Annotated in this window: 19 protein-coding genes and 1 tRNA gene; 12 read left to right on the top strand and 8 right to left on the bottom strand. The window is 62.8% G+C overall.

What is annotated here, in order from left to right; translation table 11 throughout:
* Positions 1-287: 287 nt before the first annotated feature.
* On the top strand, positions 288-593 hold the full coding sequence (locus tag VGL01_RS00905; protein WP_331566159.1) for a YcgJ family protein: 306 nt from the start codon (positions 288-290) through the stop codon (positions 591-593).
* Between the two features lie 82 nt (positions 594-675).
* On the opposite strand, the gene VGL01_RS26070 is transcribed toward VGL01_RS00905, so the two are convergent.
* Genes VGL01_RS26070 through VGL01_RS00885 form a run of 4 tightly spaced genes read right to left on the bottom strand, consistent with a single transcriptional unit; the run spans position 676 to position 5,340 of the window.
* The gene (locus tag VGL01_RS26070) at positions 676-1,365 is read right to left on the bottom strand and encodes a hypothetical protein (protein ID WP_414720137.1); all 690 of its coding nucleotides are present in this window, start codon (positions 1,363-1,365) and stop codon (positions 676-678) included.
* The gene (locus VGL01_RS00895; protein ID WP_331566138.1) at positions 1,362-3,623 is read right to left on the bottom strand and encodes a xanthine dehydrogenase family protein molybdopterin-binding subunit; all 2,262 of its coding nucleotides are present in this window, start codon (positions 3,621-3,623) and stop codon (positions 1,362-1,364) included. Before VGL01_RS00895 ends, VGL01_RS26070 begins: the two co-directional genes overlap by 4 nt.
* Positions 3,620-4,075 (bottom strand): (2Fe-2S)-binding protein, encoded by a 456-nt coding sequence (locus VGL01_RS00890; protein ID WP_331566136.1) that lies wholly within the window; start codon positions 4,073-4,075, stop codon positions 3,620-3,622. The genes VGL01_RS00895 and VGL01_RS00890 overlap by 4 nt, the downstream gene beginning before the upstream one ends.
* Positions 4,072-5,340, bottom strand: a complete 1,269-nt coding sequence (locus VGL01_RS00885) for a cytochrome c (protein ID WP_331566134.1) — start codon at positions 5,338-5,340, stop codon at positions 4,072-4,074. The genes VGL01_RS00890 and VGL01_RS00885 overlap by 4 nt, the downstream gene beginning before the upstream one ends.
* 245 nt (positions 5,341-5,585) lie before the next feature.
* Here VGL01_RS00885 and VGL01_RS00880 point away from each other — a divergent pair, with 245 nt between their 5' ends.
* Both VGL01_RS00880 and VGL01_RS00875 read left to right on the top strand, forming a co-directional pair.
* A complete protein-coding gene (locus VGL01_RS00880; RefSeq protein ID WP_331566132.1) occupies positions 5,586-6,521 on the top strand; it encodes a hypothetical protein in 936 nt (311 codons plus the stop codon).
* 112 nt (positions 6,522-6,633) lie between these two features.
* Positions 6,634-6,987, top strand: coding sequence for a hypothetical protein (locus tag VGL01_RS00875; protein ID WP_331566130.1), 354 nt, complete (start codon positions 6,634-6,636; stop codon positions 6,985-6,987).
* Between the two features lie 144 nt (positions 6,988-7,131).
* Here VGL01_RS00875 and fabI read toward each other — a convergent pair whose 3' ends face one another.
* On the bottom strand, positions 7,132-7,926 hold the full coding sequence (fabI, locus tag VGL01_RS00870) for an enoyl-ACP reductase FabI (RefSeq protein WP_331566128.1): 795 nt from the start codon (positions 7,924-7,926) through the stop codon (positions 7,132-7,134).
* 126 nt (positions 7,927-8,052) lie between these two features.
* Here fabI and VGL01_RS00865 point away from each other — a divergent pair, with 126 nt between their 5' ends.
* The 5 genes from VGL01_RS00865 (at position 8,053) to VGL01_RS00845 (ending at position 14,608) form a co-directional block, all read left to right on the top strand.
* On the top strand, positions 8,053-9,942 hold the full coding sequence (locus VGL01_RS00865) for an extracellular solute-binding protein (protein ID WP_331566126.1): 1,890 nt from the start codon (positions 8,053-8,055) through the stop codon (positions 9,940-9,942).
* 51 nt (positions 9,943-9,993) lie between these two features.
* Positions 9,994-11,040 (top strand): microcin C ABC transporter permease YejB, encoded by a 1,047-nt coding sequence (locus VGL01_RS00860; RefSeq protein ID WP_331566124.1) that lies wholly within the window; start codon positions 9,994-9,996, stop codon positions 11,038-11,040.
* An 82-nt stretch (positions 11,041-11,122) separates the two neighbouring features.
* Positions 11,123-12,154: an ABC transporter permease gene (locus VGL01_RS00855; RefSeq protein ID WP_331566156.1), complete on the top strand. Its 1,032-nt coding sequence runs from the start codon at positions 11,123-11,125 to the stop codon at positions 12,152-12,154.
* The gene (locus VGL01_RS00850) at positions 12,151-13,785 is read left to right on the top strand and encodes a dipeptide ABC transporter ATP-binding protein (RefSeq protein WP_331566122.1); all 1,635 of its coding nucleotides are present in this window, start codon (positions 12,151-12,153) and stop codon (positions 13,783-13,785) included. Before VGL01_RS00855 ends, VGL01_RS00850 begins: the two co-directional genes overlap by 4 nt.
* A gap of 136 nt (positions 13,786-13,921) precedes the next feature.
* On the top strand, positions 13,922-14,608 hold the full coding sequence (locus VGL01_RS00845) for a C40 family peptidase (protein ID WP_331566120.1): 687 nt from the start codon (positions 13,922-13,924) through the stop codon (positions 14,606-14,608).
* Between the two features lie 121 nt (positions 14,609-14,729).
* Here VGL01_RS00845 and VGL01_RS00840 read toward each other — a convergent pair whose 3' ends face one another.
* Positions 14,730-15,707, bottom strand: coding sequence for a patatin-like phospholipase family protein (locus VGL01_RS00840; RefSeq protein ID WP_414720138.1), 978 nt, complete (start codon positions 15,705-15,707; stop codon positions 14,730-14,732).
* 205 nt (positions 15,708-15,912) lie between these two features.
* Here VGL01_RS00840 and gltX point away from each other — a divergent pair, with 205 nt between their 5' ends.
* Positions 15,913-17,316, top strand: coding sequence for a glutamate--tRNA ligase (gene gltX / locus VGL01_RS00835; RefSeq protein ID WP_331566118.1), 1,404 nt, complete (start codon positions 15,913-15,915; stop codon positions 17,314-17,316).
* Positions 17,317-17,429: 113 nt separating this feature from the next.
* Positions 17,430-17,505, top strand: a tRNA-Ala gene (locus VGL01_RS00830).
* 55 nt (positions 17,506-17,560) lie between these two features.
* Here VGL01_RS00830 and VGL01_RS00825 read toward each other — a convergent pair.
* The gene (locus VGL01_RS00825) at positions 17,561-18,760 is read right to left on the bottom strand and encodes an MFS transporter (RefSeq protein ID WP_331566116.1); all 1,200 of its coding nucleotides are present in this window, start codon (positions 18,758-18,760) and stop codon (positions 17,561-17,563) included.
* A gap of 324 nt (positions 18,761-19,084) precedes the next feature.
* On the opposite strand from VGL01_RS00825, the gene VGL01_RS00820 reads away from it, so the two are divergent.
* Positions 19,085-20,386 carry an MFS transporter gene (locus tag VGL01_RS00820; protein WP_331566114.1) on the top strand — a complete coding sequence of 434 codons (1,302 nt, stop codon included), beginning with the start codon at positions 19,085-19,087 and terminating at the stop codon, positions 20,384-20,386.
* 16 nt (positions 20,387-20,402) lie between these two features.
* Positions 20,403-21,194: a substrate-binding domain-containing protein gene (locus tag VGL01_RS00815; RefSeq protein WP_331566112.1), complete on the top strand. Its 792-nt coding sequence runs from the start codon at positions 20,403-20,405 to the stop codon at positions 21,192-21,194.
* A 36-nt stretch (positions 21,195-21,230) separates the two neighbouring features.
* Here the strand turns inward: VGL01_RS00815 and VGL01_RS00810 are convergent.
* Positions 21,231-22,136, bottom strand: a 906-nt coding sequence (locus VGL01_RS00810) for a LysR family transcriptional regulator (RefSeq protein ID WP_414720136.1), incomplete at its 5' end; no start/stop codon positions are given.

Here is a 22,136-nt window from a genome sequence, read left to right as displayed (position 1 = left end):
GGCCCAGATTGTGGAACCGTTCTAGAGACGGAATGTGTGCAGCGTTGCCGCTTGCTCTGGGTAGTCCAGAAAACCTATAAATATCCATGGGTCGGCGCGCGCATGCGCATCGTTAGAATCGAGACGTTCTCATTCGCCGGGCCATCGGATATGAAACGCATCGTTGCCCTGCTGATGGTGTCCTTTGTTTCCCTGAGCGGGATCGGTATAGCAAGACGAGGGCGGTTGTCCTTATGAACAAACGAATTCATCTCGCCTGCCTGGCGCCGTTATGGTTCGCAGGGGCAATGTGCGCGAATGCGGGCACGTCCGGCTCGGTACAACTGCGGGCACCAGGCGTGCTCTGCGATCGATTCATGTGTGCGGACGACAAGGGCATTTCACGCTCGCTGACCGAGCGCTACCTCGGTGGGCACGCAGCGACGAGGCTTTTTTCGCAGGGCGATTTCAGCCTCACCGAATTCACGTTCGCCAACGGTATTTTCTGCGATGTAAAGGAGCGTGTCTGCCGCATCAATCGCTACTACGGCGAAAATGGCAAGCGCAGCGGCGCGATCTCGAAAAAATACACGGCGCTGTTATTTGGCAAGTGACGTTCAATTCCGCGGGTGCCGGAACGGAGCGGGCGCACGGCGCCCACTCGCATTCAAACGAACGATGACGTGCGTACGTGCGTCAGGATCCTTCGAGGGGCGCCGTCGGCTTGCGGACGATGGAGTGATGATGGACTGCCGTCCTGGTGGCCTTGCCATGATGCGGCGAGGTCGCGGTCGATCGAGCGGTATCCCCGACCCGATCCGCCTGGGTATCGGAGCGATCGGCGGCACGAGCGAGGCCCTTGTCGCGATCGCCCGAAATCGGGCTGTTGGAATTCTTGATTCCTTCCGCGCTCATATGGCTGGCCGACAAGCCGCCGACATTGCCGGCCGCGCTTCCCATCGCGCTGCCCATTCCGGCACCATGTCCGCCACCAGCGCCGCCGCCACCACCCGAACCACCGCCGCCGCCACCACCACCACCGCCACCGCCACCGCCCGCACCACCACCGGCAGCGAACGATACGGACGATAGAGCCAAAGCAATACTGGTGACGGCGAAAAGCGCCCAACGTTTAGTTTTCATTTGAATCCCCCTGATCGAGTGCCTGCGCTCGCATTGTGCGATTTCCCGTCCCCAAATCAATGCAATGTCGTTACCGTTTGTATCCGGAAGCAAACAGGCGGGAGGCCGCGATCGGCGTGCGCCCGCCGAGCCGCGGCCGCGATGCGGTTTCGGGCGGTGCGCCAGCGGCGAGAGCATTCGATACAAATTGCAGTGCAGCATCGGCCGCATGAGCCGACCGCATCGCAGCAAGCGGCCGCTCATACGCGCGCTTCGAGCGCGGCGCGCAGCCGCGCCGGGGACATCGGCAGCGCTCTGAACCGGACTCCCGTTGCATGAGCGATCGCATTGGCGAGGGCCGCCGCCATCGGCCCTTGCGCGGCCTCGCCCACGCCGAGGAACGGTTGCCCCGGGCGGTCGATCAATTCGACATCGACCGCGCGCGGAGCGGACTCGAACCGCAGGATGGGATAGGTGCTCCAATCGAAGCTCGTGATCGTGTGTCGATCGAACGTCGTCTCCTCGAACAGGGTCCAGCTTGCCGATTGCACGATGCCGCCTTCGATCTGGTTACGCACGCCGTCGGGATTCACGATCTGCCCGCAATCGACGGCGCTCACGATCCGTTCGATCGTGACACGCCCGGTGTCGGGCTCGACGCTCACCTCGGCGGCAATCGCACAATACGCCATGAGGTTTTTGTACTGGGCAAACGAGAAGCCTCGGCCCCGCCAGCGCGTCGAGGCGGGCTGGCGTTCCCAATCGAACCGTTGGGCGGCCCGACGAATGACGTCTCGCGCGCGCGGATCGTCGAGGTGGCGAAGCCGGAAGTCGACGGGATCTGCGCCGGCAGCGGCTGCCAGTTCGTCGATGAAGCTCTCGATGGAAAACAGGTTGTGATAGGCGCCGAGCGAGCGCATCGCCGAGACACGGATCGGCATCTCGGGCAGAAAATGATGCTGCACATAGACGTTCGGGATGCGATAGAGCGGAATGCTGTTGCGGTCACCGCCGCCTTCCGGCATCGGGATGGGTTTCGGCGGAGCCGGTGTGAACGGTTTGGCGAGAAACCAGGTTGGCATCAGACGTCCGGCGTTTTCGATGCGGTTATTGTGCGTGTTACTCCAGATCTCGAAGCGCCAGTCGACGATATGTCCCGTATCGTCGAGCGATGCTGTCACATCGGTGATCATCGCAGGCCCGAACGGCTCCCACATGTGTTCCTGTTCCCGCATCCATTGGACGCGTACGGGGCGCCCCGGCAACGCGTGTGCAATCAGTGCGGCATCGGCTGCGACATCGTCGGCACCGTTGTGCCCATAACAACCGGCCCCTTCCACATGGACGCAGCGAACGTGCTCCGGTCTCATCGAAAGCATTTCGGCGATGCCCTTTCGTAGCGGGAAGACGCCTTGTGTATGGGTCCAGACGGTCATCTGCGTTCCGTCGAATTGCGCCAGCGCGCACGAAGGGCCCATGGAGCCGTGCGTCAGATAGGGCTTCGTAAACCGTGCGTGCAGGGTCTTTGCGGCGATCGTTGAAGTCGATTTCCGGTTCGCGACGGAAATTTCCTGAGCGGGCAGCTTCAGCAGCGTGTCGTAGAGCGTCGCTGGATCGGGTAACGGCGGCGCTGCGTTCCAAGTGGCGCCGGCCGACAGCTCGCGCATCGCGACGATGGCTTGCCATTCGTCTTCGGCGGCGACGGCCAGATAGCTGCCGTCACGAATGACGGCGACCACGCCGGGCAGCGACCGGATGCGCGCAAGATCGACCGAGGCAAGCGTCGCGCCATATGACGGTGGCCGGACCACCCGCGCGTGGATCATCGCTGGCAGTCGCATGTCCTGCACGTAGCTCGCGCCGCCCGTGACCTTGCCGGGGATGTCGACGCGCGGATAGGGCCGCCCCACGATCCCGAACGATCCCGGATCCTTCGTGGGCTGTCCGGGCATCGCATGGCGATGCAGATCGGTGCCGCTCACGGCTTCGCCGAACGACACCCGCCGCCCGTCAGCCGCTACGATTACGCCTTGTTCGACGACGAGCGAGGCGGCGTCCGCATCCAGCCTGGTCGCGGCAGCTTGAATGAGCAGTTGCCGTACTTGGGCCGCGGCATGGGCGATGGCGGTACCGCTGTCGGCCGTCGAATGACTGCCGGCCGTGTATCCCTCGTTGGGCGTGAGCGAAGTGTCGGCCGTCACGAGCGTGAGGCGCTCGGGGGACACGCCGAGCTCTTCGGCGGCGATCTGCAGGAACGCCGTTCGGATGCCGGTGCCGAGTTCGGCTTTGCCGGTGAATACCGTGATACGGCTGTCGGCGTCGACTTTGATCCAGGCGTCGAGCACGGGAGTCGTCTTGAGACTGCCGGGCAAATCCGGTTCGGACGCGTTGAAAGTCCCGGCTTCCGTCGTGGTCTGCGCCCATATGCTGGCGGCGGGCAGCAGCGTGAAGCCGACCGTGATGCTGCCCGCCGCGAGAAACCGTCGGCGCGACGGACTTTCGATGACGACGCGGCCGCTCATGGCCTGTGTCCCGCGTCGCGGATCGCCGCGAGAATGCGCATATGCGTGCCGCAGCGGCATAGGTTCGGCGCCATATGCTCGCGAATCTGTGCCTCGGTGGGCGAGGGGACGCGATCGAGCAAGGCCTGCGCCCGCATGATCATGCCGGCGATGCAGTACCCGCATTGAGCGGCCTGCCGATCGATGAAGGCTTGCTGCAGCCGGCTTGGATGCTGTGCGTCGCCGAGACCCTCGACGGTCCGCACGTTGCGCTCGCCTACCGCCGCGACCGGGAGCAAGCATGAGAACACCGGCTCGTCTCCCACGATGACTGTGCACGCGCCGCATTGTCCGAGACCGCAGCCGAACTTGGCCCCGTTCAACTCGAGCGAATTGCGCAGCGCATAGAGCAGCGGCATCGCGGGGTCGATGTCGAGCGTGTGACGCTCTCCGTTCACCGTCAGATCGATCATGGCTCGCTCTTCTCCTTGCGAAGCTTGGCGACGTAGCTTTCGTCGATGCGCCATGGGGCGCCGGTACTGAAGCGTGCCCGCAGAAATGCCGTTACGTCGGCAATTTGCGCATTCGTCAATGTCGCGGAATAAGCCGGCATGTAAAGGGCTCCCGCGCTGTCCTGGTCGCGGATGCCGTGCAACACGAAGCGGACCGCATTGCGTGGACTTTGCGCATTGACCGCCGTGCCGAGCGAAAGCGATGGGCGGCCGCCATACGCGGACATGGGGGCGGCATTATCGTGACACGATGCGCATGCCGCTGCGAAGAGGGTATTGCCGCGATGCAGCTGAGCGGAATCGGCTTGCTCGGCGACCGTCGCCACCGTTCGTGTGGGTGCACTGGGTACCTGTAACGTCATCAGATACGAGGCCATCGCCCGCACGTCGGCCGGATCCGCGAAGGCCAGGGCCTGCGTCACATCGCGCATGGGCCCGGCCGCCATACCGTGCTCGCTCGCGAGGCCTGTACGCAGGTAAGCGCTCAATTGATCGACGCTCCACGGTTTCGGTCTGTGCAGCAATGCGGTCAATGCCGGCGCTTCCCAGCCTTCGACGACAGCGCCTTGGAACGCATGGCCCGCTTTTTCCGCACCGAGGGCGTTCAAAGGCGTATGGCAGGCGGCGCAATGTCCGAGAGTATCGACGAGATATTTGCCGCGTCGTTCGTCGGGGCGGTCGGGAATGCGCTTCGGCTCGGCCGGACGGCGAAGAAACAGGAGGTTCCACCCTGCCATCAGTGGACGAAGCCGAAGCGGAAACACCAGATGGTTTGGCGGCTGGACGGCCCTGACAGCCTCGCGCGTCATCAGGAAGCGATAGACGGATTCGAGATCGACGTCGGTCATGCCCTGAAAATGCGGATAGGGAAACGCCGGATAAAGACGATGTCCATCTCTAGAGACACCGCTTTTCATGGCGCGCGAGAAATCGCCAAACGACCACCGGCCGAGGCCCGTTTCGGAGTCGGGGGTGATGTTGGTCGAATAAAGGGTGCCGAATTGCGTATGGAAGGGGCGGCCGCCCGCAAATGGGGCGCCGCCCGCCGCGGTATGGCAGACCGCGCAATTGCCGAGGGCGGCGAGCCGTGCGCCCGCCACAACAGCGTTGGCGGGCAATGGTGCGGCTAGAGGCGAATCGGACGAGCCGGCTTCGGCGAAGCCCACGGGAGGCGCAACCGCCGTTGCGCACGCGATTGCCGCCGCTGCGAGGGCCTTTTCGCGCATCGTCTCTCCTTGCCGATAGACCGCTCGCTCAGTCTAGACCTCTTATCGCGAGGCCGCACCGATCGCTTCTCCGAGCGCCGCGTTGCCGTAGGCGGCTGATGCGCTCGAATTGGCGTACGTGCCTGTCGCGATCGGTTCGATTGAGAAAAATCGTATGGCGATGACGCTCCCGCATGCGCATAGTGGCGAGCCCACGCGTGCCGCAATGCGCCGCACCGTTTCGCTTCCGTGCAGGAGTTTCGCTCATGACTTGCAGTTCCGACCTCAGCCCCTCGATCCGGCCTCGTTCGCATTTCCATGTCCATCGGGGGCGCCTGCTCGTGGCGTTTTGCCTGACCGCGGTCCTGTCGCTCAGCGTTCATGCCGTCATGCTTCAGGCGTTCGATGTGCCGTATCCATCGGCAAAGATCTCGAGTCCGCTGCCCGATATCGTCAATAACGCCATTGCAGTGTGGGTAGCCATCTGGTTGTTCGCGCACATGAGGCGGACGTGGCCGCATCGGTCGCGATCCGTTCATGCCGGCATTGTTTTTCTGCTTTTATGCGGGCTCAACGAGACGCTGCGAGGCTGGTTCATGAACGGCTATTGCACGAGCGCGCGAGGCTGGCTGTTTTTCGCGATCATGGCGGTACCCGCGATGCTCTTCTATGCCGCGACCGCAGTGGCTGCGGCGCTCGTGGAGCGCTTCGCCAAGCCGCGACGCATGTTTCATTGCGCCGCGCTCGCCGCGTCGGTTCTGATTGGACTGGTTGCGTTCCCGTTGGTGTCGTGGGGGAAGGGCGCGGTGTTCGGAGTGTTCGGCGAAATGGTATCTGGCGGTGGATGGTGCCAGCTTCCCTATGGGATCAACGTCTTGGCGCCGGCTTATCTGACGTTCGTCGAGCCGGCGTTCGCTTGTCTGATGTGTTGCGCCTTGGCCTCGCCGTTTTTATGCAAGAACGGGGCGGGGCGAATTGCGCAATTCATATTGTTGACGCTCGCGCTCAAAAAGCAACTGTTGATGGCGTTGTTCTACGCCATATACACTCCACTGCCTTTCGGCGCCGCGCTTCTCAGCATGGGACAGTTTTCCCTTGAAGCGGCTGTATTGGGAGCCGCGACAGCGTTGAGCTGGGCCTACGCGCGCAACGGCATCCCTACCACGAAGCCGGCATCGAGCGGGGTCGCACCGGCGCCTTGATTCGGGCGGCACATATCGTGCAGCAACAGTTACAAGTATGAAATATGCGGCGGCAAGCCCTGCGGTATAGTCCCCCTCATCGAATTACCGTATGACGGACAGGGGTTATGTCATGACTATCAATAAAACGCGCATTGTTTCGGGCCTTGCAGTTGTTGCACTTATCACAGGTGCGTCGAGCGCCGCAATGGCCGCGGATGTCAGCGTGGGGGTGAACATCGGGGTGCCCGCGCCCGTTTATGTCGCCCCCGCACCGGTTTATGCGCCCCCGCCACCGCCTGTCGTCTATGCACCTGCGCCGGCGGTCGTGATCGGATGGCACGGCGATCGTTACTGGGATGGGCGCCGTTATTGGGACCGTGACGACTGGTACCGCCATCATGGCCGTGGTCATGGCCGGGATTGGGATGACGATCACGATCACGGGCGTGGCCATGGTCGCGGCCACGGTCGTGGCCCGTGGTGATGATTGAGCGGGCCCGCATCTCAGACAGACAAGCGGATTCCCGCACTAAGCACGTGTGAAAAAACCGCCCACCGGAGCATCTCTGGCGGGCGGTTTTTCTTTAGAACGGTCTCGTGGCAGCAACGAATCCCAGCGCGAGGGGCGTCACTCGCTGGCGAACGATGCCATCCCGCCGACGACGGCATGAAAACCGCTATCGACATGCATGATCTCGGCCGTGACGCCGCTTGCGAGATCGGACAGCAGAAAGGCTGCGGTATTGCCGACCTGCTCGATCGTCACGTTGCGCTTGAGCGGTGCGTTTTCGGCGACGAACTCGAGGATCTTGCCGAAGCCTTTGATCCCGCTTGCCGCGAGCGTCTTGATCGGGCCGGCGGAAATGGCATTCACGCGCACGCCGCGCGCGCCGAGCGAACCGGCCATATAGCGCACCGACGCTTCGAGAGCCGCTTTGGCGACACCCATCGTGTTGTAGTTCGGAATCACCTTTTCGGCGCCGAGATACGACAGCGTCAGCAGCGAGGCATCCTGCGACAGCATCGGCAACGCGGCCTTTGCGAGCGCGGGGAAGCTGTAAGCCGAAATGTCATGCGCGATGCGGAAGTTTTCACGCGTCATACCATCGAGAAAATCGCCGGCGATTGCCTCGCGCGGGGCGAAGCCGATCGAATGCACGAGACCGTCGATACTGGGCCAGTGTTGCTTCAGCGACGAGAAGAGCGCTTCTATTTGCGCATCGTCGGCCACATCGCAAGGGAACACGAGTTCGCTGCCGAATTCGGTGGCGAACTCGGTAATGCGATCCTTGAAGCGCTCGCCGACGTAGGTGAAAGCGAGCTCGGCGCCTTCGCGCTTGCAGGCTTGCGCGATGCCGTAGGCGATCGAGCGGTTCGACAGCAGACCGGTCAGCAAAATGCGTTTTCCAGCGAGAAAGCCCATGAATTCTCCTATATCAGGTGTGCCTTGCACGGCGGCGCGTAAGCGATCGGGCGGCCGGCGAACGGTTTTTCAGTACAATTTGCGCAATTCTCTCATATCGCCATCCCCGCTCGACCATAGGTGCTTATGACGACAGGTTTGCGACGGACCGCCGCGCTGCGTTGGCTGTTGGTCTTGTTCGGGTTCGCATGCGCGCTCGGTGTGTCCGCCCCGGTCGAGGCAGCCTATGCCATCGCCCAATTCGGTACGCCCAAGTATTCCCAGGGCTTTACGCACTTCGACTACGTCAACCCCGATGCACCCAAAGGCGGCACGCTCGTGCTTGCCAATCCCAGCCGTCTCACGAGCTTCGACAAGTTCAATCCCTTCACGATGCGCGGCAACGCGGCTCCCGGCATCGGCATGCTGTTCGAGAGCCTGACCACGGGCAGCCTCGACGAGCCGGCTTCGGCATATGGCTTGCTGGCCGACGATATCCGCATCGCGCCCGACCGCCGCTCGGTGACATTTCACATCGATGCGCGAGCGCACTTTTCGAATGGCGATCCGGTGACCGCCGAGGACGTCAAGTATTCGTTCGATACGCTCAAGAGCCGGCAGGCCGCTCCGCAGTTCGCCGCCTTCTATGCCGACATCGCGCGCGCGATCGTCGTCGATCGGTCGACCGTTCGCTTCGAGTTCAAACAGGCCAACCGCGAATTGCCGCTGATCGCCGGCGGCGTGCCCGTGTTTTCGCACAAATGGGGCCTGCGCGCCGACGGCACGCACATACCGTTCGATCAACTCGCGTTCGACAAACCGATCGGCAGCGGACCGTATCTGATCGAGCAGTACGATGGCGGGCATACGATTACCTATCGGCGCGATCCGTCGTACTGGGGCGCGGCGTTGCCGGTCCGGGTCGGAACGAACAACTTCGAGCGCATCACCTATAAGCTCTACGCCGACAGCGTGGCGAGGCTCGAAGCCTTCAAGGCCGGCGAATACGACGCGCTCGTCGAATACATCGCACGCAACTGGGCGCGGCGCGATGTCGGCAAACGCTTCGACGACGGCGAGCTCATCAAGCGCGAATTCCGGCAGCACAATGGCGCGGGGATGCAGGGTTTCGTGTTGAACCTGCGGCGGCCCTTGTTCCGGGACTTGCGCGTACGCAAGGCGCTCGACCTTGCATTCGACTTCGAATGGCTGAACGAGCGCCTTTTCTTCGGCGCGTACACGCGGCTCGACAGCTACTTCGCCGATAGCGAGCTGCAGGCGAGGGGAGTGCCTGGCCCCGGCGAACTCGAGCTGCTGGAACCGTTGCGCGCACAACTCGATCCCGCTGTGTTCGGGCCGATGCCGGTGCAGCCGAGCACGGACCCGCCGAACTCGTTGCGCGGCAACTTGCGCAAGGCGCGCGAATTGCTCGCGCAAGCGGGCTGGACTTATCGCGACGGCGCCTTGCGCAATGCCAAGGGCGAGCCGTTCGTCTTCGAGATCCTCGAGGATTCGGGGCAGGGGGCGTCGATGGAGCCCGTCATTGCCGCCTATATCCGCAACCTCGCGAAGCTCGGCATTCGCGCCATCTATCGAACAGTCGATTTCGCGCTGATCCAAAAACGCTATGACGCCTTCGATTTCGATGTCACGATCGTGCGTTATCCGGGCACGCAGATTCCCGGCGTCGAACAGGTCTCGCGCTTCGGCAGCCGCTCGGCCGACGAGCAGGGCTCGGACAATATGGGCGGACTCAAATCGCCCGCCGTCGATGCGATTCTCAATGCGCTGGTGCATGCGCAGACCAAGGACGAACTCGTGAATGCGGCGCATGCGCTGGACCGGGTGCTCATGCACGGTTATTACATCATTCCCCAATGGTTCAGCACCACGCATCGGATCGCCTACCGGCGCGACCTGCATTATCCGCGGACGCTGCCGCTGTACTATTCCGCCGAGGACTGGATCGTATCGACGTGGTGGCGCGAGCCCGACAAGCAGGCAGGCGCCAAATCGAGTGCCGATAGCGCGCGCTGAATGCGCCGCTAAAACGCGTTGATGTGCATACATGCTGACGGATAACCGATTATGTGGGCCTATATTCTCAAGCGGTTGCTGTTGATGATTCCGACGCTCGTCGGGGTGCTCACCGTCACGTTTGCCGTGATTCAATTCGTGCCGGGCGGGCCCGTCGAGCAGGCGGCCTATGAATTGCGCAAGGGAGCGGCCCAGGAGGGGCAGCCGCCGCCGTTCGGCTTGCGCGCACACAACGGCGTCGACGCGCAGCAGATCGCGCAACTAAAGGCGCTATACGGTTTCGACAAGCCGCCTTTGACGCGCTACTGGCTGATGCTCTCGCGGTTTGCGCGCTTCGATCTCGGGCAGAGTTACTTCCATCACCGTAGCGTCTGGTCGCTCGTCATTTCGAAGCTGCCCGTATCGATCAGCATCGGTCTCTGGACATTTTTTCTGACCTACCTGATTTCCGTGCCGCTCGGCATCGCGAAGGCCGTCCGCAACGGTTCGCCGTTCGATGTCGTGTCGAGCCTGATCGTGCTGGTCGGATATGCGATCCCGGGTTTCGTGCTCGGCGTGCTGCTGCTCGTGCTGTTCGGAGGTGGCTCGTTCTGGCAGTTCTTCCCTCTGCGGGGATTGGTCTCTGACGATTTCGCCCAGCTCTCGTTCGGCGCGAAAATCGCGGATTATCTTTGGCACATCGCGCTGCCCGTCACGGCATCGGTGGTCGGCAGCTTTGCCGTCGTCACGATGCTGACCAAGAATGCGTTTCTCGACGAAATCAAGAAACAATACGTGTTGACCGCACGGGCGAAAGGCCTCAGCGAGAAACGCGTGCTCTGGAAACACGTGTTCCGCAATGCGATGCTGCCGCTCGTCGTCGGCTTTCCCGCTGCATTCATCGGTGCGTTTTTCACGGGCAGCTTGCTGATCGAAACGCTTTTTTCGCTCGACGGACTGGGTCTGCTGTCGTACGAATCCGTCGTGCGGCGCGATTATCCCGTCGTGCTCGGTACGCTTTACGTCTTCACGCTGATCGGGCTTGCAACCAAGCTGATCTCCGACCTCTGTTACGTCTGGGTCGATCCGCGTATTCAATTCGAACAACTGGAGCGTTGACGTGGGCCGAGTCCGTCCTCATATCGGGCAAGACGCGCAGCCGCGCAGCGAGATCGCCGAAGCCTTCGTTTCGCCCACGCCGATGCGGCGCCTTTGGCGGCGCTTCAAAACGCAACGGCTCGGCTACTGGAGCTTGATCGTCTTTTGTATCGCGTTCGTCGCGAGCCTGGCTGGGCCGCTATGGTCGAACGACAAACCGCTCGTCGTGCGCTATCAGGGCCAATTCTATTTTCCCCTCGCGAAGACCTATGCCGAGACGACGTTCGGCGGCGACTTCCCGACGCCCGCCGATTATCTCGACCCGTACGTGCGCCGCCGCTTCGATCTGCCCGGCAATTTCGCAATCTATCCGCCGAACCATTACTACTACGACACGCTCAACTATTTTTCGAAGGAGCCGAATCCCGCACCGCCGTCGCGCGAGAACTGGCTCGGCACGGATCAGCAAGGGCGCGACGTGTTCGCGCGGCTGCTTTACGGCTTTCGCATTTCGGTCGAGTTCGGGTTGATCCTGACGTTGATCGGCAGTGTGCTCGGCATTCTGGCCGGCGCGGTCCAGGGATATTTCGGAGGCCGAACAGATATCCTCGGCCAACGGCTCATCGAGATCTGGAGCGCGCTGCCCGAGCTCTATTTGCTGATCATCTTCGCGTCGATCTTCGAGCCGAGCTTCGTGCTGCTCATCGTGCTGCTTTCGCTTTTCGGCTGGATCGGGCTGTCGGATTACGTGCGCGCCGAGTTTCTGCGTAACCGTACGCAGGACTACGTACGTGCGGCGCGCGCCATGGGCCTGAGCAACCGGCAGATCATCTGGCGTCACATACTCCCGAACAGCCTGACGCCCGTCATCACGTTTTTGCCGTTCCGGATGAGCGGCTCGATTCTCGCGCTGACGAGCCTCGACTTTCTCGGCCTGGGGGTGCCCCCGCCGACGCCCAGCCTTGGCGAGTTGCTGGCGGAGGGCAAAGCGAATCTCGACGCCTGGTGGATCTCGTTATCGACATTCGGCGTGCTCGTCGCCACGCTGCTGCTGTTGACGTTCATGGGCGATGCGCTGCGCAACGCGCTCGACACGCGGCTCGCCGATGCCATGCGAGCGGGAGGCAACCAATGAGCGCGGCGCATAGCAATCAAGCCATGGATGCGAACGGGGCGCCGCTGCTGTCGATCGAAGGACTCAGCATCGCTTTCGGCGAGACCGTCGCTGTGAACGACATCACGCTTGCGATCGGCCGCGGCGAGCGCGTCGCGCTCGTCGGCGAATCGGGCTCGGGCAAGACCGTCACGGCGCTTGCGATCCTGCGACTGCTGCGCGATGCGCACGTGAGCGGCGCCATCCGGTTCGCCGGGGCCGATCTCAACGCCAAGAGCGAACGCGACATGCGCGCACTGCGCGGCTCTGATATCGCGATGATCTTTCAGGAGCCGATGACGGCGCTCAATCCGCTTTACACGATCGGCGAGCAGATTGCCGAGACGATCGTCGCGCACGACGGCGTCGCGCCCGCCGAAGCGCGGCGGCGCGCCGTGGCATTGCTTGCGCGCACCGGCATTGCCGAGCCGAACAAGCGCGTTCTCAGTTATCCGCACCAATTATCGGGCGGGCAGCGGCAGCGCGCGATGATCGCAATGGCACTCGCGTGCCGTCCGCGCCTGCTGCTCGCGGACGAACCGACGACAGCGCTCGATGTCACGATTCGCGCGCAGATCGTCGATCTGCTGCTCGAGTTGCAGCGCGAGGAAGCGGCCAAGCGCGGGATGGCCGTGCTGTTGATCACGCACGATCTGAACCTCGTGCGGCGGTTCGCGGAGCGGGTTGCCGTCATGGAGCACGGCGTGCTCGTCGAATGCGGCCCCGTCGAGCGGATCTTCGAAGCGCCTCAGCACGCCTACACGCGCCGCCTCATCGAAAGCCGCCCGCGTCGTTCGGTGCAACCCGTACTGCCGATCTCGCCCGCGGTGCTCGAAGCGCGCGACGTATCGGTGGCATTCCGGACCCGCTTGCCCGGCATGCGCGGCTGGTTTCATTCGGGCAGCTTTGCGGCGGTATCGAATGCGAGCGTGGCTGTGCGCCAGGGCGAGACGCTCGGCATCGTCGGCGAATCGGGTTCGGGCAAATCGACGCTGGCGATGGCATTGCTCGGCTTGCAACGCACCGCGTTCGGGACGATCGAATTTCAAGGCCAGCCGCTCGCAAGCTATCGAGGGCGGGCAAAGACGGAGCTGCGCTCCAATATGCAGGTCGTCTTTCAGGATCCATTCAGTTCGCTTTCGCCGCGCCATACGATCGAACGCATCGTGGGCGAAGGGCTCGCGCTCCATTGGCCGGAGCTCGGCGCCGCCGCGCGACGCGAAAAGATCGTGGCGATATTGCGGGAAGTGGGGATGGACCGGACCGTGCTCGCGCGCTATCCGCACGAGTTCTCGGGCGGTCAGCGGCAACGGATCGCAATTGCTCGCGCCCTCGTACTGGAGCCGCGGCTTCTGGTACTCGACGAGCCGACGAGCGCGCTCGACGTATCCATTCAGCAGCAGGTGTTGGCGCTGCTGAGCACATTGCAACAGAAATACAACCTTGCGTTTATTTTTATCAGCCACGATCTGGCCGTCATCGGGGCGATGGCCCATCGCGTGGCGGTCATGCAGGACGGCGCGATCGTCGAGACGGCGGATGTCGAAAAGATATTCTCGAAACCGCGGCATCCGTATACGCAAAAGCTCCTCGCAGCCAGCATGCAAGGATGATCGCGGCAATTATGACGGTACCCCGATTGTTTTTTTTAATTTGTTTTGACAACTGGTTACATCCTGGCTAGTATCGTCCAAACTTTCCGCAGAACCCCTCGCAGATCCCTGATTCTTAAGCAAATCCTACCGACCGATGCAGCACCGATACTTTGCCCAGGCTTGCGCGCGCGTCGTCACCGGAATGTTCGTTGGCGTCTTGATGAGCGCAGCAGCCGGTGCGTTCGCGGATGAAGCGAACACGTTGTCGCAAAGCACCGCCTACCCGATTCGCGCAGAGTCGACCTCGCTTTCCTCAGTTTCGTCCCCCGATTCCCAAGCAGCAGAGCCCACGACCCGTGCCGGCCGCGCCAAAGCCTTTTTCTCCGGCATGGCGGGCAAGGCGGGTGATGTCGTCGTCGGCGCGCTGAACATGATCGGCGTCCGTTACCGCTGGGGCGGCGATTCCCCGGATTCCGGGCTCGATTGCAGCGGATTCGTCCGCTACGTATTCCAGGACACCCTCGGTCTCGCGCTGCCGCGCCGGGCCGAAGAAATGAGCCGTGTCGGCGAAAAGGTCCGCATCAGCGACCTCAAGCCCGGCGATCTGGTGTTCTTCAATACGATGCGTCGCACGTTCTCCCACGTCGGCATCTATATTGGCGACAACAAGTTCGTGCATTCGCCGTCCACCGGCAGCACGATCCGCGTCGACGATCTGGACGACCGTTACTGGGAAAAGCGCTTCACCGGTGCTCGCCGCATCGAATCGCGCTTCCCGGTCAAGGCCGACGAGTTGCGTCAGCGCGTGAGCGCGACGATGGACGCGACGGCCGGCAACTGAGTACGATCGGCCCGCGCTGCCGCAGCTGCGGCGGACGGGCTCTTCGATTGTCCAAAACCGCTGCAGGTGTAAGCCGGCAGCGGTTTTTGTCGTTCGGTTCGGGCCCTATGCGCCGCGCGTTTTATGATGCGGGCACGGAAACGGCCCGGACGTGGCCCGCTGCGAGCCTTTGCTCCAGTTGCGAAAAGACCTTGGCGACCGCTTCCTCGCCCGCGAGGATCGCCGCGTTGCGCTGCCCGAAATCGCTGCCGCTCATCGCGGCCAGATTCGGACGAATCACGAAATCCGCGTATTTTTCGAGTTCGTAGGTTTTGATCGTCTGCCCCATGATCGTGAAGGTCTGAAGCAGGACGTCGAACGAGTTCTGCGTAAGCGCACTCTCCGGGTTGGCGGAAATATCGACGGCAATCACGAAATCGGCCCCCATTCTTCGCGCGAACGACGCGGGCACAGGGCTGACGAGTCCGCCATCCACGTACTCGTGGCCGCCGATCTTGACCGGTTCGAAAATCGACGGAACGCTGCATGAAGCGCGTACGGCCACACCTGTGTTGCCGCGCTGGAAGAGAATCGGCTGGCCCGTGCGCAAATCGGTGGCGACGATGCCGAGCGGGCGTGCCATTTTCTCGATCGGCCGGTTGGCGAGCGTCGTGTTGACGTAGTTCTGCAATGCAACGCCTTGCAAGAAGCCACGCGTACGAAACGGCATCGCCCAATCGCTGATCGAAGCCTGATCCATCGTCAATGCGAGCTTGTTGATCGCGATGCCATTCATACCCGACGCATAGAGCGCGGCGACGACCGAGCCCGCGCTCGTTCCGCACAGCAGATCGGGCGTCACGCCGCGCGCTTCGAGCGCCTTGATGACGCCGATATGGGCGAAGCCGCGCGCGGCGCCGCCGCCGAGCGCGAGACCGATGCGAAGCGGCCGCTCGGGCGCCGATGCGACGGGCGGGTTCTCGCTTGTTTTCGGCGGTGCCGATGCGCAAGCGCCGACGAGCATCGAGGCGCAGGCCAGCGAGAAGTTGCGCCGTGACAAGCCGGACGATTGCGGTGGTTGCGGCAAAGTAGAGCGGGGGGAAGCGGGTTTCAACGATATCTCCTGCGGCCATGATGCGCACCGTGCGCGACTTGGGGCACGGCGTGCGCAATGTCGTGCGCGGGCACATCATAAGGCAAAGCGCGGCTCGTGCGCGGCACGTCCCGGCGAAGCGCGCCGCTGCGAGGCTTCAGTATCGCCGGGTATAATCGCGGTCTCTTTCCGTTTGCTCGCAATGCGTGTATCCATCGCGCGAAATCCGCCCATGTCCAACGTCCGCACCCGTTTCGCACCCAGCCCCACCGGTTTCATCCACCTTGGCAACATCCGCTCGGCGCTCTATCCGTGGGCCTTTGCGCGCAAGATGAAGGGGACCTTCGTGCTGCGGATCGAAGACACCGATGTCGAGCGTTCGACGTCGGCTTCCGTCGATGCCATTCTCGAAGGCATGGCGTGGCTCGGCCTCGATTACGACGAAGGGCCGTTCTATCAAATGCAGCGCATGGACCGCTATCGCGAAGTGGTCACGCAAATGCTCGAGCAGGGTCTCGCTTATCCGTGCTACATGTCGACGGAAGAACTCGATGCGTTGCGCGAACGTCAGCGCGAGGCCGGCGAGAAGCCGCGCTACGACGGTACCTGGCGGCCGGAACCCGGCAAGACTTTGCCGACGCCGCCTGCCGGTGTGGCACCCGTCATCCGTTTCCGGAATCCGCTCACCTGTATGGTGGCCTGGGACGATGCCGTGAAGGGCCGGGTCGAAATTTCGAACGAGGAACTCGACGACCTCGTGATCGCGCGCCCCGACGGGACGCCGACTTACAACTTCTGCGTCGTCGTCGACGATCTCGATATGCGTATCACCCATGTGATTCGCGGCGACGATCACGTGAACAACACGCCGCGTCAGATCAACATTCTGCGTGCGTTGGGGGCGGAGCCGCCGGTCTATGCGCACTTGCCGACCGTGCTCAACGAGGCGGGCGAGAAGATGAGCAAGCGCCACGGTGCAATGAGCGTCATGGGTTATCGCGATGCCGGTTATCTGCCGGAGGCCGTGCTCAACTATCTCGCGCGTCTGGGCTGGTCGCATGGCGACGCGGAGATCTTTTCGCGCGAGCAGTTCGTCGAGTGGTTCGATCTCGAACACCTTGGCAAATCGCCGGCGCAATACGATCACAACAAGCTCAACTGGCTCAACAACCACTACATCAAGGAAGCCGACAACGCCCGGCTTGCCGGACTCGCGCTGCCGTTTTTTGCGGAGTTCGGGGTCGATGACGCGACGCTGGCGAAAGGGCCGTTGCTTGCGAGCGTGATCGCGCTGATGAAGGATCGGGCGACGACGATCAAGGAGATCGTCGAAAATGCGCTCATGTTCTATCGCGAGCCGGCGCCCGAGGCCGAGGCGCTCGCGCAGCATCTGACCGATACGGTGCGTCCGGCGCTTGCCGATCTGGCGGCAGCGCTGCGTGCGGCCGAGTGGACGAAAGAGGGTATCGCGGCCGCGTTGAAGGCGACGCTCGGCGCGCACAAACTCAAGATGCCGCAGCTCGCGATGCCGCTGCGGCTGGTTGTGGTTGGGACGACGCATACGCCGTCGATCGACGCGGTGTTGGCGCTGTTCGATCGCGACGTCGTGGTGAGCCGGATCGAAAAGCACGTGTGAGCGTGACGTCTGGCTGGCGTGCTCGAGCGCTGCGATAAAAAATTGCGCGTCGGTTCGCGAAGGGTATTTACAAACCAGGAATTGACCTCTAAAATCTCGTTTCTGTTCTGCAAGGGGGTATAGCTCAGCTGGGAGAGCGCTTGCATGGCATGCAAGAGGTCAGCGGTTCGATCCCGCTTACCTCCACCAAAACATGGTCCGCAGACAGCCGCAGTAGTCAGAAAAGCCCTGAGCAATCGGGGCTTTATCTTTTTCTACGGTCCGTAGAGAGTTCCGCCAGCGCGTCGTGCAACGTCAGCGCGGCACCTATCCCCCAGCCCACTGCAAAAACCGCTGTTGCCATGGCGGTCGTTCCGCTCGCGAGCATCGCCGATGCGATGGGGATGACAGACAGGATGACGACGTTGTTTAGCGTCTCGGCGGTTGCGAGAACCGCGCCCTTGTCGCGACCCGAACGTGCGGCGAGGACCGTGGTCGCCAGTGGGGCGCCGGCCCCTAGCGCCGCGCCCCACGCCGTGAGGCATAGGAGCGCGCCGAACAACGGCAGCGATAGCAGATTGAATGCCGCGACGGAAGCGATCAAAAGGCCCGTCGCGACGATCAGCGAACGCTCCTCGCTGCGCATCAGGCGCCGCAGTTTCCCCGCTGACAGATTGCCGATCCCGAGCCCGATGCCGAACGCGGTCACGCTCATCCCGACATGGGCAACATCGAGCTGGTAACGCTGACGCAATACTTCTCCCGACAATAGGAAAGCGGATACGCCCGTCCCGTTCCATAGGCCTTTCGCGAGCAGAGGACGCGTGACGCTTCGGTTGCCGAGCCACTTGAAGCCTTGGGTTTCGTGCGTCGTGACGGAGATATGCTGTTTCGGCATCGTGGCGGCACCAATCAGGAAGGAGACGATGCAGCCGGCCGACATCAGCAGGAACGGTGCTCGCCAACCGAGCCAGGTCGTCAGCAGGCCCGCTATCGCGGGACCGAGCGCGATGCCGAACGTCATGCCCAGCATGACAGCCCCCATCGCGGACGCATGGCGCTCACGCGGCACGACCTCGGAGATCAAGGCGAACGAGGTCGGAATGATGACTGCGGACGCGAGACCACCGAAAATCCGCAACGCGATCGCTACGCCGAGCGTTGGCGCGAAGGCGATGCCGACGCCGTCGATCGCGAACGATAGCAGCGCGATCAGAAGCAGACGGCGCCGATTGATCCGATCCGACAAACAGCCGAGGATCGGTGCCGCGATAGCGTAGGCGAACGCATAACTCGAGATCAGCCAGGCGATGCGAACCGAGTCGGTGTCGAATTCGATGCTGAGTGGGTTGAGCATCGCAGAAAGCATGAACTCGCTCGCGCCGACGCAGAACACCGACATCGAGAGGACGGCCAACAGCGTGCGCTCGCTGCTCATACCGGAAACGGCTTCGGATGATGACAAGGTTGATCCCAAGAGAATGCGAAATCGACCGGACGTGGGTTCGGGCGGAAGGACCCGCCGGCGCGGATGCACGGCGATTCGCCGTAAGTTTATTGGCGCAGCGTTAAGTCGATAAAAGAAGCGACTTCTTTTGGGACGGTGATTCGCGGGTCACGTGCCATCCGCTCACTTCCATCGATTGATCGACGCCACGCATCAATCGATCCAAAAGTTGCACTTCACATCGGAGACGGTTCGGAAGAACAATGCGCGATCGCCCTGCAGCTCAAACACATGGCCCGCGAGCGGCGTATCGACTAGAACCGAACCATCCGGAGACACTCCATGCCACAAGCAGCCGTCGCTTCCAATCGACGCAGCACAAGCGCAACCGTCCTGCGCGTGACCGCCGGCAACTTCCTCGAGCAGTTCGACTTTTTCCTGTTCGGCTTCTATGCCACGCAAATCGCCGCGGTTTTCTTTCCGTCCTCGAGCGAGTTCGCCTCCTTGATGATGACCTTCGCGGTGTTCGGCGCCGGCTTTCTGATGCGGCCGATCGGTGCGATCGTCCTCGGCGCCTATATCGACGATGTCGGCCGCCGCAAAGGCCTGATCGTCACGCTTTCGCTGATGGCGCTCGGCACGCTTCTCATCGCCTTCGTGCCCGGTTACGCCAGCATCGGTCTCGCCGCGCCCGCTCTCGTGCTGCTGGGCCGTCTGCTTCAGGGCTTCTCGGCCGGTGCCGAGCTCGGTGGTGTCTCCGTCTACCTGGCCGAGATGGCGACGCCGGGTCGTAAAGGCTTCTATACCAGCTGGCAATCGGCAAGTCAGCAGGTCGCGATCGTCGTGGCGGCCACGCTTGGCTTCGCGCTGAACCAGTGGCTCAGCAAAGGCATGATCGCCGCATGGGGATGGCGGGTGCCGTTCTTCGTCGGCTGCCTGATCGTGCCTTTCATCTTCGCGCTGCGCCGTAACCTCGCCGAAACGCAAGCGTTCCAGCAGCGGCAGCATCGGCCCCATCTGCGCGAGGTGTTCCTCACGTTGGCTCGCCACTGGGCGACCGTGCTCGCCGGCATGATGCTGGTCGCGATGACGACCACGAGCTTCTATCTCATCACCGTCTATGCGCCCACCTTCGGCAAAACGGTGCTGCACCTGAGCACGGCCGACAGCCTGCTTGTCACGCTGTGTGTCGGCGTGTCGAATTTCATCTGGTTGCCCATCGGCGGTGTGCTGTCGGACCGCTTCGGCCGCCGTCCGCTGCTGGTCGGCATGAGTATGCTCACCGTGCTGACCGCGTATCCGGTGCTGTCGTGGCTCGCGCACGCGCCGAGCTTCGGGAGCATGCTCGGTGTGCTGCTGTGGCTGTCGTTCATGTACGGCGTCTATAACGGGGCGATGGTGGTCGCGCTCACGGAGATCATGCCGGCCGAGGTCCGCGTGGCCGGTTTCTCGCTCGCATACAGTTTGGCAACCGCCGTATTCGGCGGGTTCACGCCCGCGGTTTCCACGGCGCTGATTCATTGGACGGGCGACAAGGCCGCACCGGGGTACTGGCTGAGCCTCGCCGCCGCCTGCGCATGCTGTGCAACGTTCGTGCTGTACCGTCGCTTGCCGGCAGCGTTCGGCGCAGTCCAATCCCAATAAGAGGCGCCGTCCGATCATGCACACCCTTCGATCCGTTTTGCGGAAGTTCGTTACTGTCGCGTTTTTGGCCGGCACGTTTGCTGCGGCGAACGTGCAAAGCGCGGAACTGCATGTAATGACCTCTGGCGGCTTCACGGCGGCCTATCAGTTGCTCGGCCCGCGCTTTGCCGCGGCAACCGGAAACACGCTCGAAACCGTCCAGGGCCCGTCGATGGGCAAGTCCGCCGCCGCCATACCGAATCGGCTTGCGCGCGGCGAGCCCGCCGACGTCGTGATCATGGTCGGCTATGCACTCGACGATCTGATCAAGCAGGGCAAGGTCATCCCCGGCTCGCGCGTGGAGCTCGCCGATTCGCGCATCGGCATGGTGGTGCGCGCAGGTGAGCCGAAACCGGACATCGGTTCGCTCGACGCGTTGCGGCAAACCTTGTTGCACGCGAAGTCGATTGCCTATTCAGACAGCGCAAGCGGCGTATATATCGAACGCGAGCTTTTCAAGAGGCTGGGCATCGAAGAGGACGTCAAGCCGAAGGCGAAGATGATTCCACGGATTCCGGTTGCATCGGTGGTCGCCACCGGTGACTACGAAGTCGGTTTTCAACAGGTCAGCGAGTTGCTGCCTGTGAAGGGCGTCACCTTCGTCGGCACGATTCCCGAATCGGTGCAGTCCGTCACGCGCTTTGCCGCGGGCATCCCGGCCGCCGCATCGCATCCTCGGGAAGCCAGGCAGCTTCTCGACTATCTTGCGTCGCCCGACGCGCGGCCGGCGGTCGAATCGACAGGGCTTCAGCCGGTCGGCGAACACTGAGCCGGCCTTCAGCCGGGCAGGGCCGTGCTGCGAGGTTCACGATTTCCGTTGCGCGGTTCGTTTCGTGGCGCCGCGTGCGGCGCGCGTGCGCTGCGTGTCGACGACCATGCGGTAGAACTCTTGTGCCGCAGGTGTCATCTGGCGGCCGCGCCGGTGTACGAGACCGACGCGCCGCGTGACGACCGGGTCGACGAGCGGTACGCTCGTCAGCAACGGATGCTCTGACTGCGGCATCGCCATCGACGGCACGGCAGCGACGCCGAGCCCGGCTTCGACGAGCCCGAGCGCCGTCGTTACGTGGCGCGTCTCGCAGACGCTCGGTGTGCGCGGTGCGACGGCCGCGAGCGCTTGGTCGAGCAGCAGGCGGTTTCCGGACGTCTTGTCGACCGATACATACTCGTGTTCGTAGAACTCGCTCCACGAAACGCGCTTCTTGCCCGCGAGCGGATGATCGCGCCGGCACGCCACGACAAAGCGATCTTGCAGGAGCAGCTTGAATTCGACGTCAGCGTCCTGACTGCCGACGAAACCGACGCCGAAATCGGCTTCGCCATTCTTGACCGCGTTCAACACTTCGTTCGAGCTTGCATCGAAGAGCTTGACGCGGATACGTGGATAGCGGCCGCGATATTGCGCAATGACAGCCGGCAGAAAATAGTGCGCAGCCGACGGCACGCACGCGATCGTCACATGCCCGAGTCGGCTCGAAGACACTTCGCGGATGCTGAGCAGCGCCGCATCGAGATCGTCCAGCAACTGCTCGGCGCTCGGCGCGAAGGCTTGGCCAACCGTCGTCAGATACACACGGCGCGTGGTGCGCTCGAACAGCCGGGCGCCAAGCGCTTCTTCGAGTTTGTCGACGCGTCGGCTCAGGGCCGGTTGCGAGATGTTGATCGATTCGGCGGCCTTGCGGAAGCTGCCCAGCTTGACCACCGCGATGAA

Origin of the sequence: Trinickia sp. (assembly GCF_036503415.1) — a bacterium.
Taxonomy (GTDB): domain Bacteria; phylum Pseudomonadota; class Gammaproteobacteria; order Burkholderiales; family Burkholderiaceae; genus Trinickia.
This window is presented reverse-complemented; position numbering and strand designations above follow the sequence as displayed.

Bases quoted from the DNA above. Each gene is read 5' to 3' on its own strand.
- VGL01_RS00890 (WP_331566136.1), bottom strand. From the start codon at position 4,075: ATGATCGATCTGACGGTGAACGGAGAGCGTCACACGCTCGACATCGAC.
- VGL01_RS00895 (WP_331566138.1), bottom strand. From the start codon at position 3,623: ATGAGCGGCCGCGTCGTCATCGAAAGTCCGTCGCGCCGACGGTTTCTC.
- VGL01_RS26070 (WP_414720137.1), bottom strand. From the start codon at position 1,365: ATGAGCGGCCGCTTGCTGCGATGCGGTCGGCTCATGCGGCCGATGCTG.
- VGL01_RS00880 (WP_331566132.1), top strand. From the start codon at position 5,586: ATGACTTGCAGTTCCGACCTCAGCCCCTCGATCCGGCCTCGTTCGCAT.
- fabI (WP_331566128.1), bottom strand. From the start codon at position 7,926: ATGGGCTTTCTCGCTGGAAAACGCATTTTGCTGACCGGTCTGCTGTCG.
- gltX (WP_331566118.1), top strand. From the start codon at position 15,913: ATGTCCAACGTCCGCACCCGTTTCGCACCCAGCCCCACCGGTTTCATC.
- VGL01_RS00850 (WP_331566122.1), top strand. From the start codon at position 12,151: ATGAGCGCGGCGCATAGCAATCAAGCCATGGATGCGAACGGGGCGCCG.
- VGL01_RS00820 (WP_331566114.1), top strand. From the start codon at position 19,085: ATGCCACAAGCAGCCGTCGCTTCCAATCGACGCAGCACAAGCGCAACC.
- VGL01_RS00815 (WP_331566112.1), top strand. From the start codon at position 20,403: ATGCACACCCTTCGATCCGTTTTGCGGAAGTTCGTTACTGTCGCGTTT.
- VGL01_RS00865 (WP_331566126.1), top strand. From the start codon at position 8,053: ATGACGACAGGTTTGCGACGGACCGCCGCGCTGCGTTGGCTGTTGGTC.
- VGL01_RS00845 (WP_331566120.1), top strand. From the start codon at position 13,922: ATGCAGCACCGATACTTTGCCCAGGCTTGCGCGCGCGTCGTCACCGGA.
- VGL01_RS00860 (WP_331566124.1), top strand. From the start codon at position 9,994: ATGTGGGCCTATATTCTCAAGCGGTTGCTGTTGATGATTCCGACGCTC.
- VGL01_RS00885 (WP_331566134.1), bottom strand. From the start codon at position 5,340: ATGCGCGAAAAGGCCCTCGCAGCGGCGGCAATCGCGTGCGCAACGGCG.
- VGL01_RS00855 (WP_331566156.1), top strand. From the start codon at position 11,123: ATGCGGCGCCTTTGGCGGCGCTTCAAAACGCAACGGCTCGGCTACTGG.
- VGL01_RS00905 (WP_331566159.1), top strand. From the start codon at position 288: ATGTGCGCGAATGCGGGCACGTCCGGCTCGGTACAACTGCGGGCACCA.
- VGL01_RS00875 (WP_331566130.1), top strand. From the start codon at position 6,634: ATGACTATCAATAAAACGCGCATTGTTTCGGGCCTTGCAGTTGTTGCA.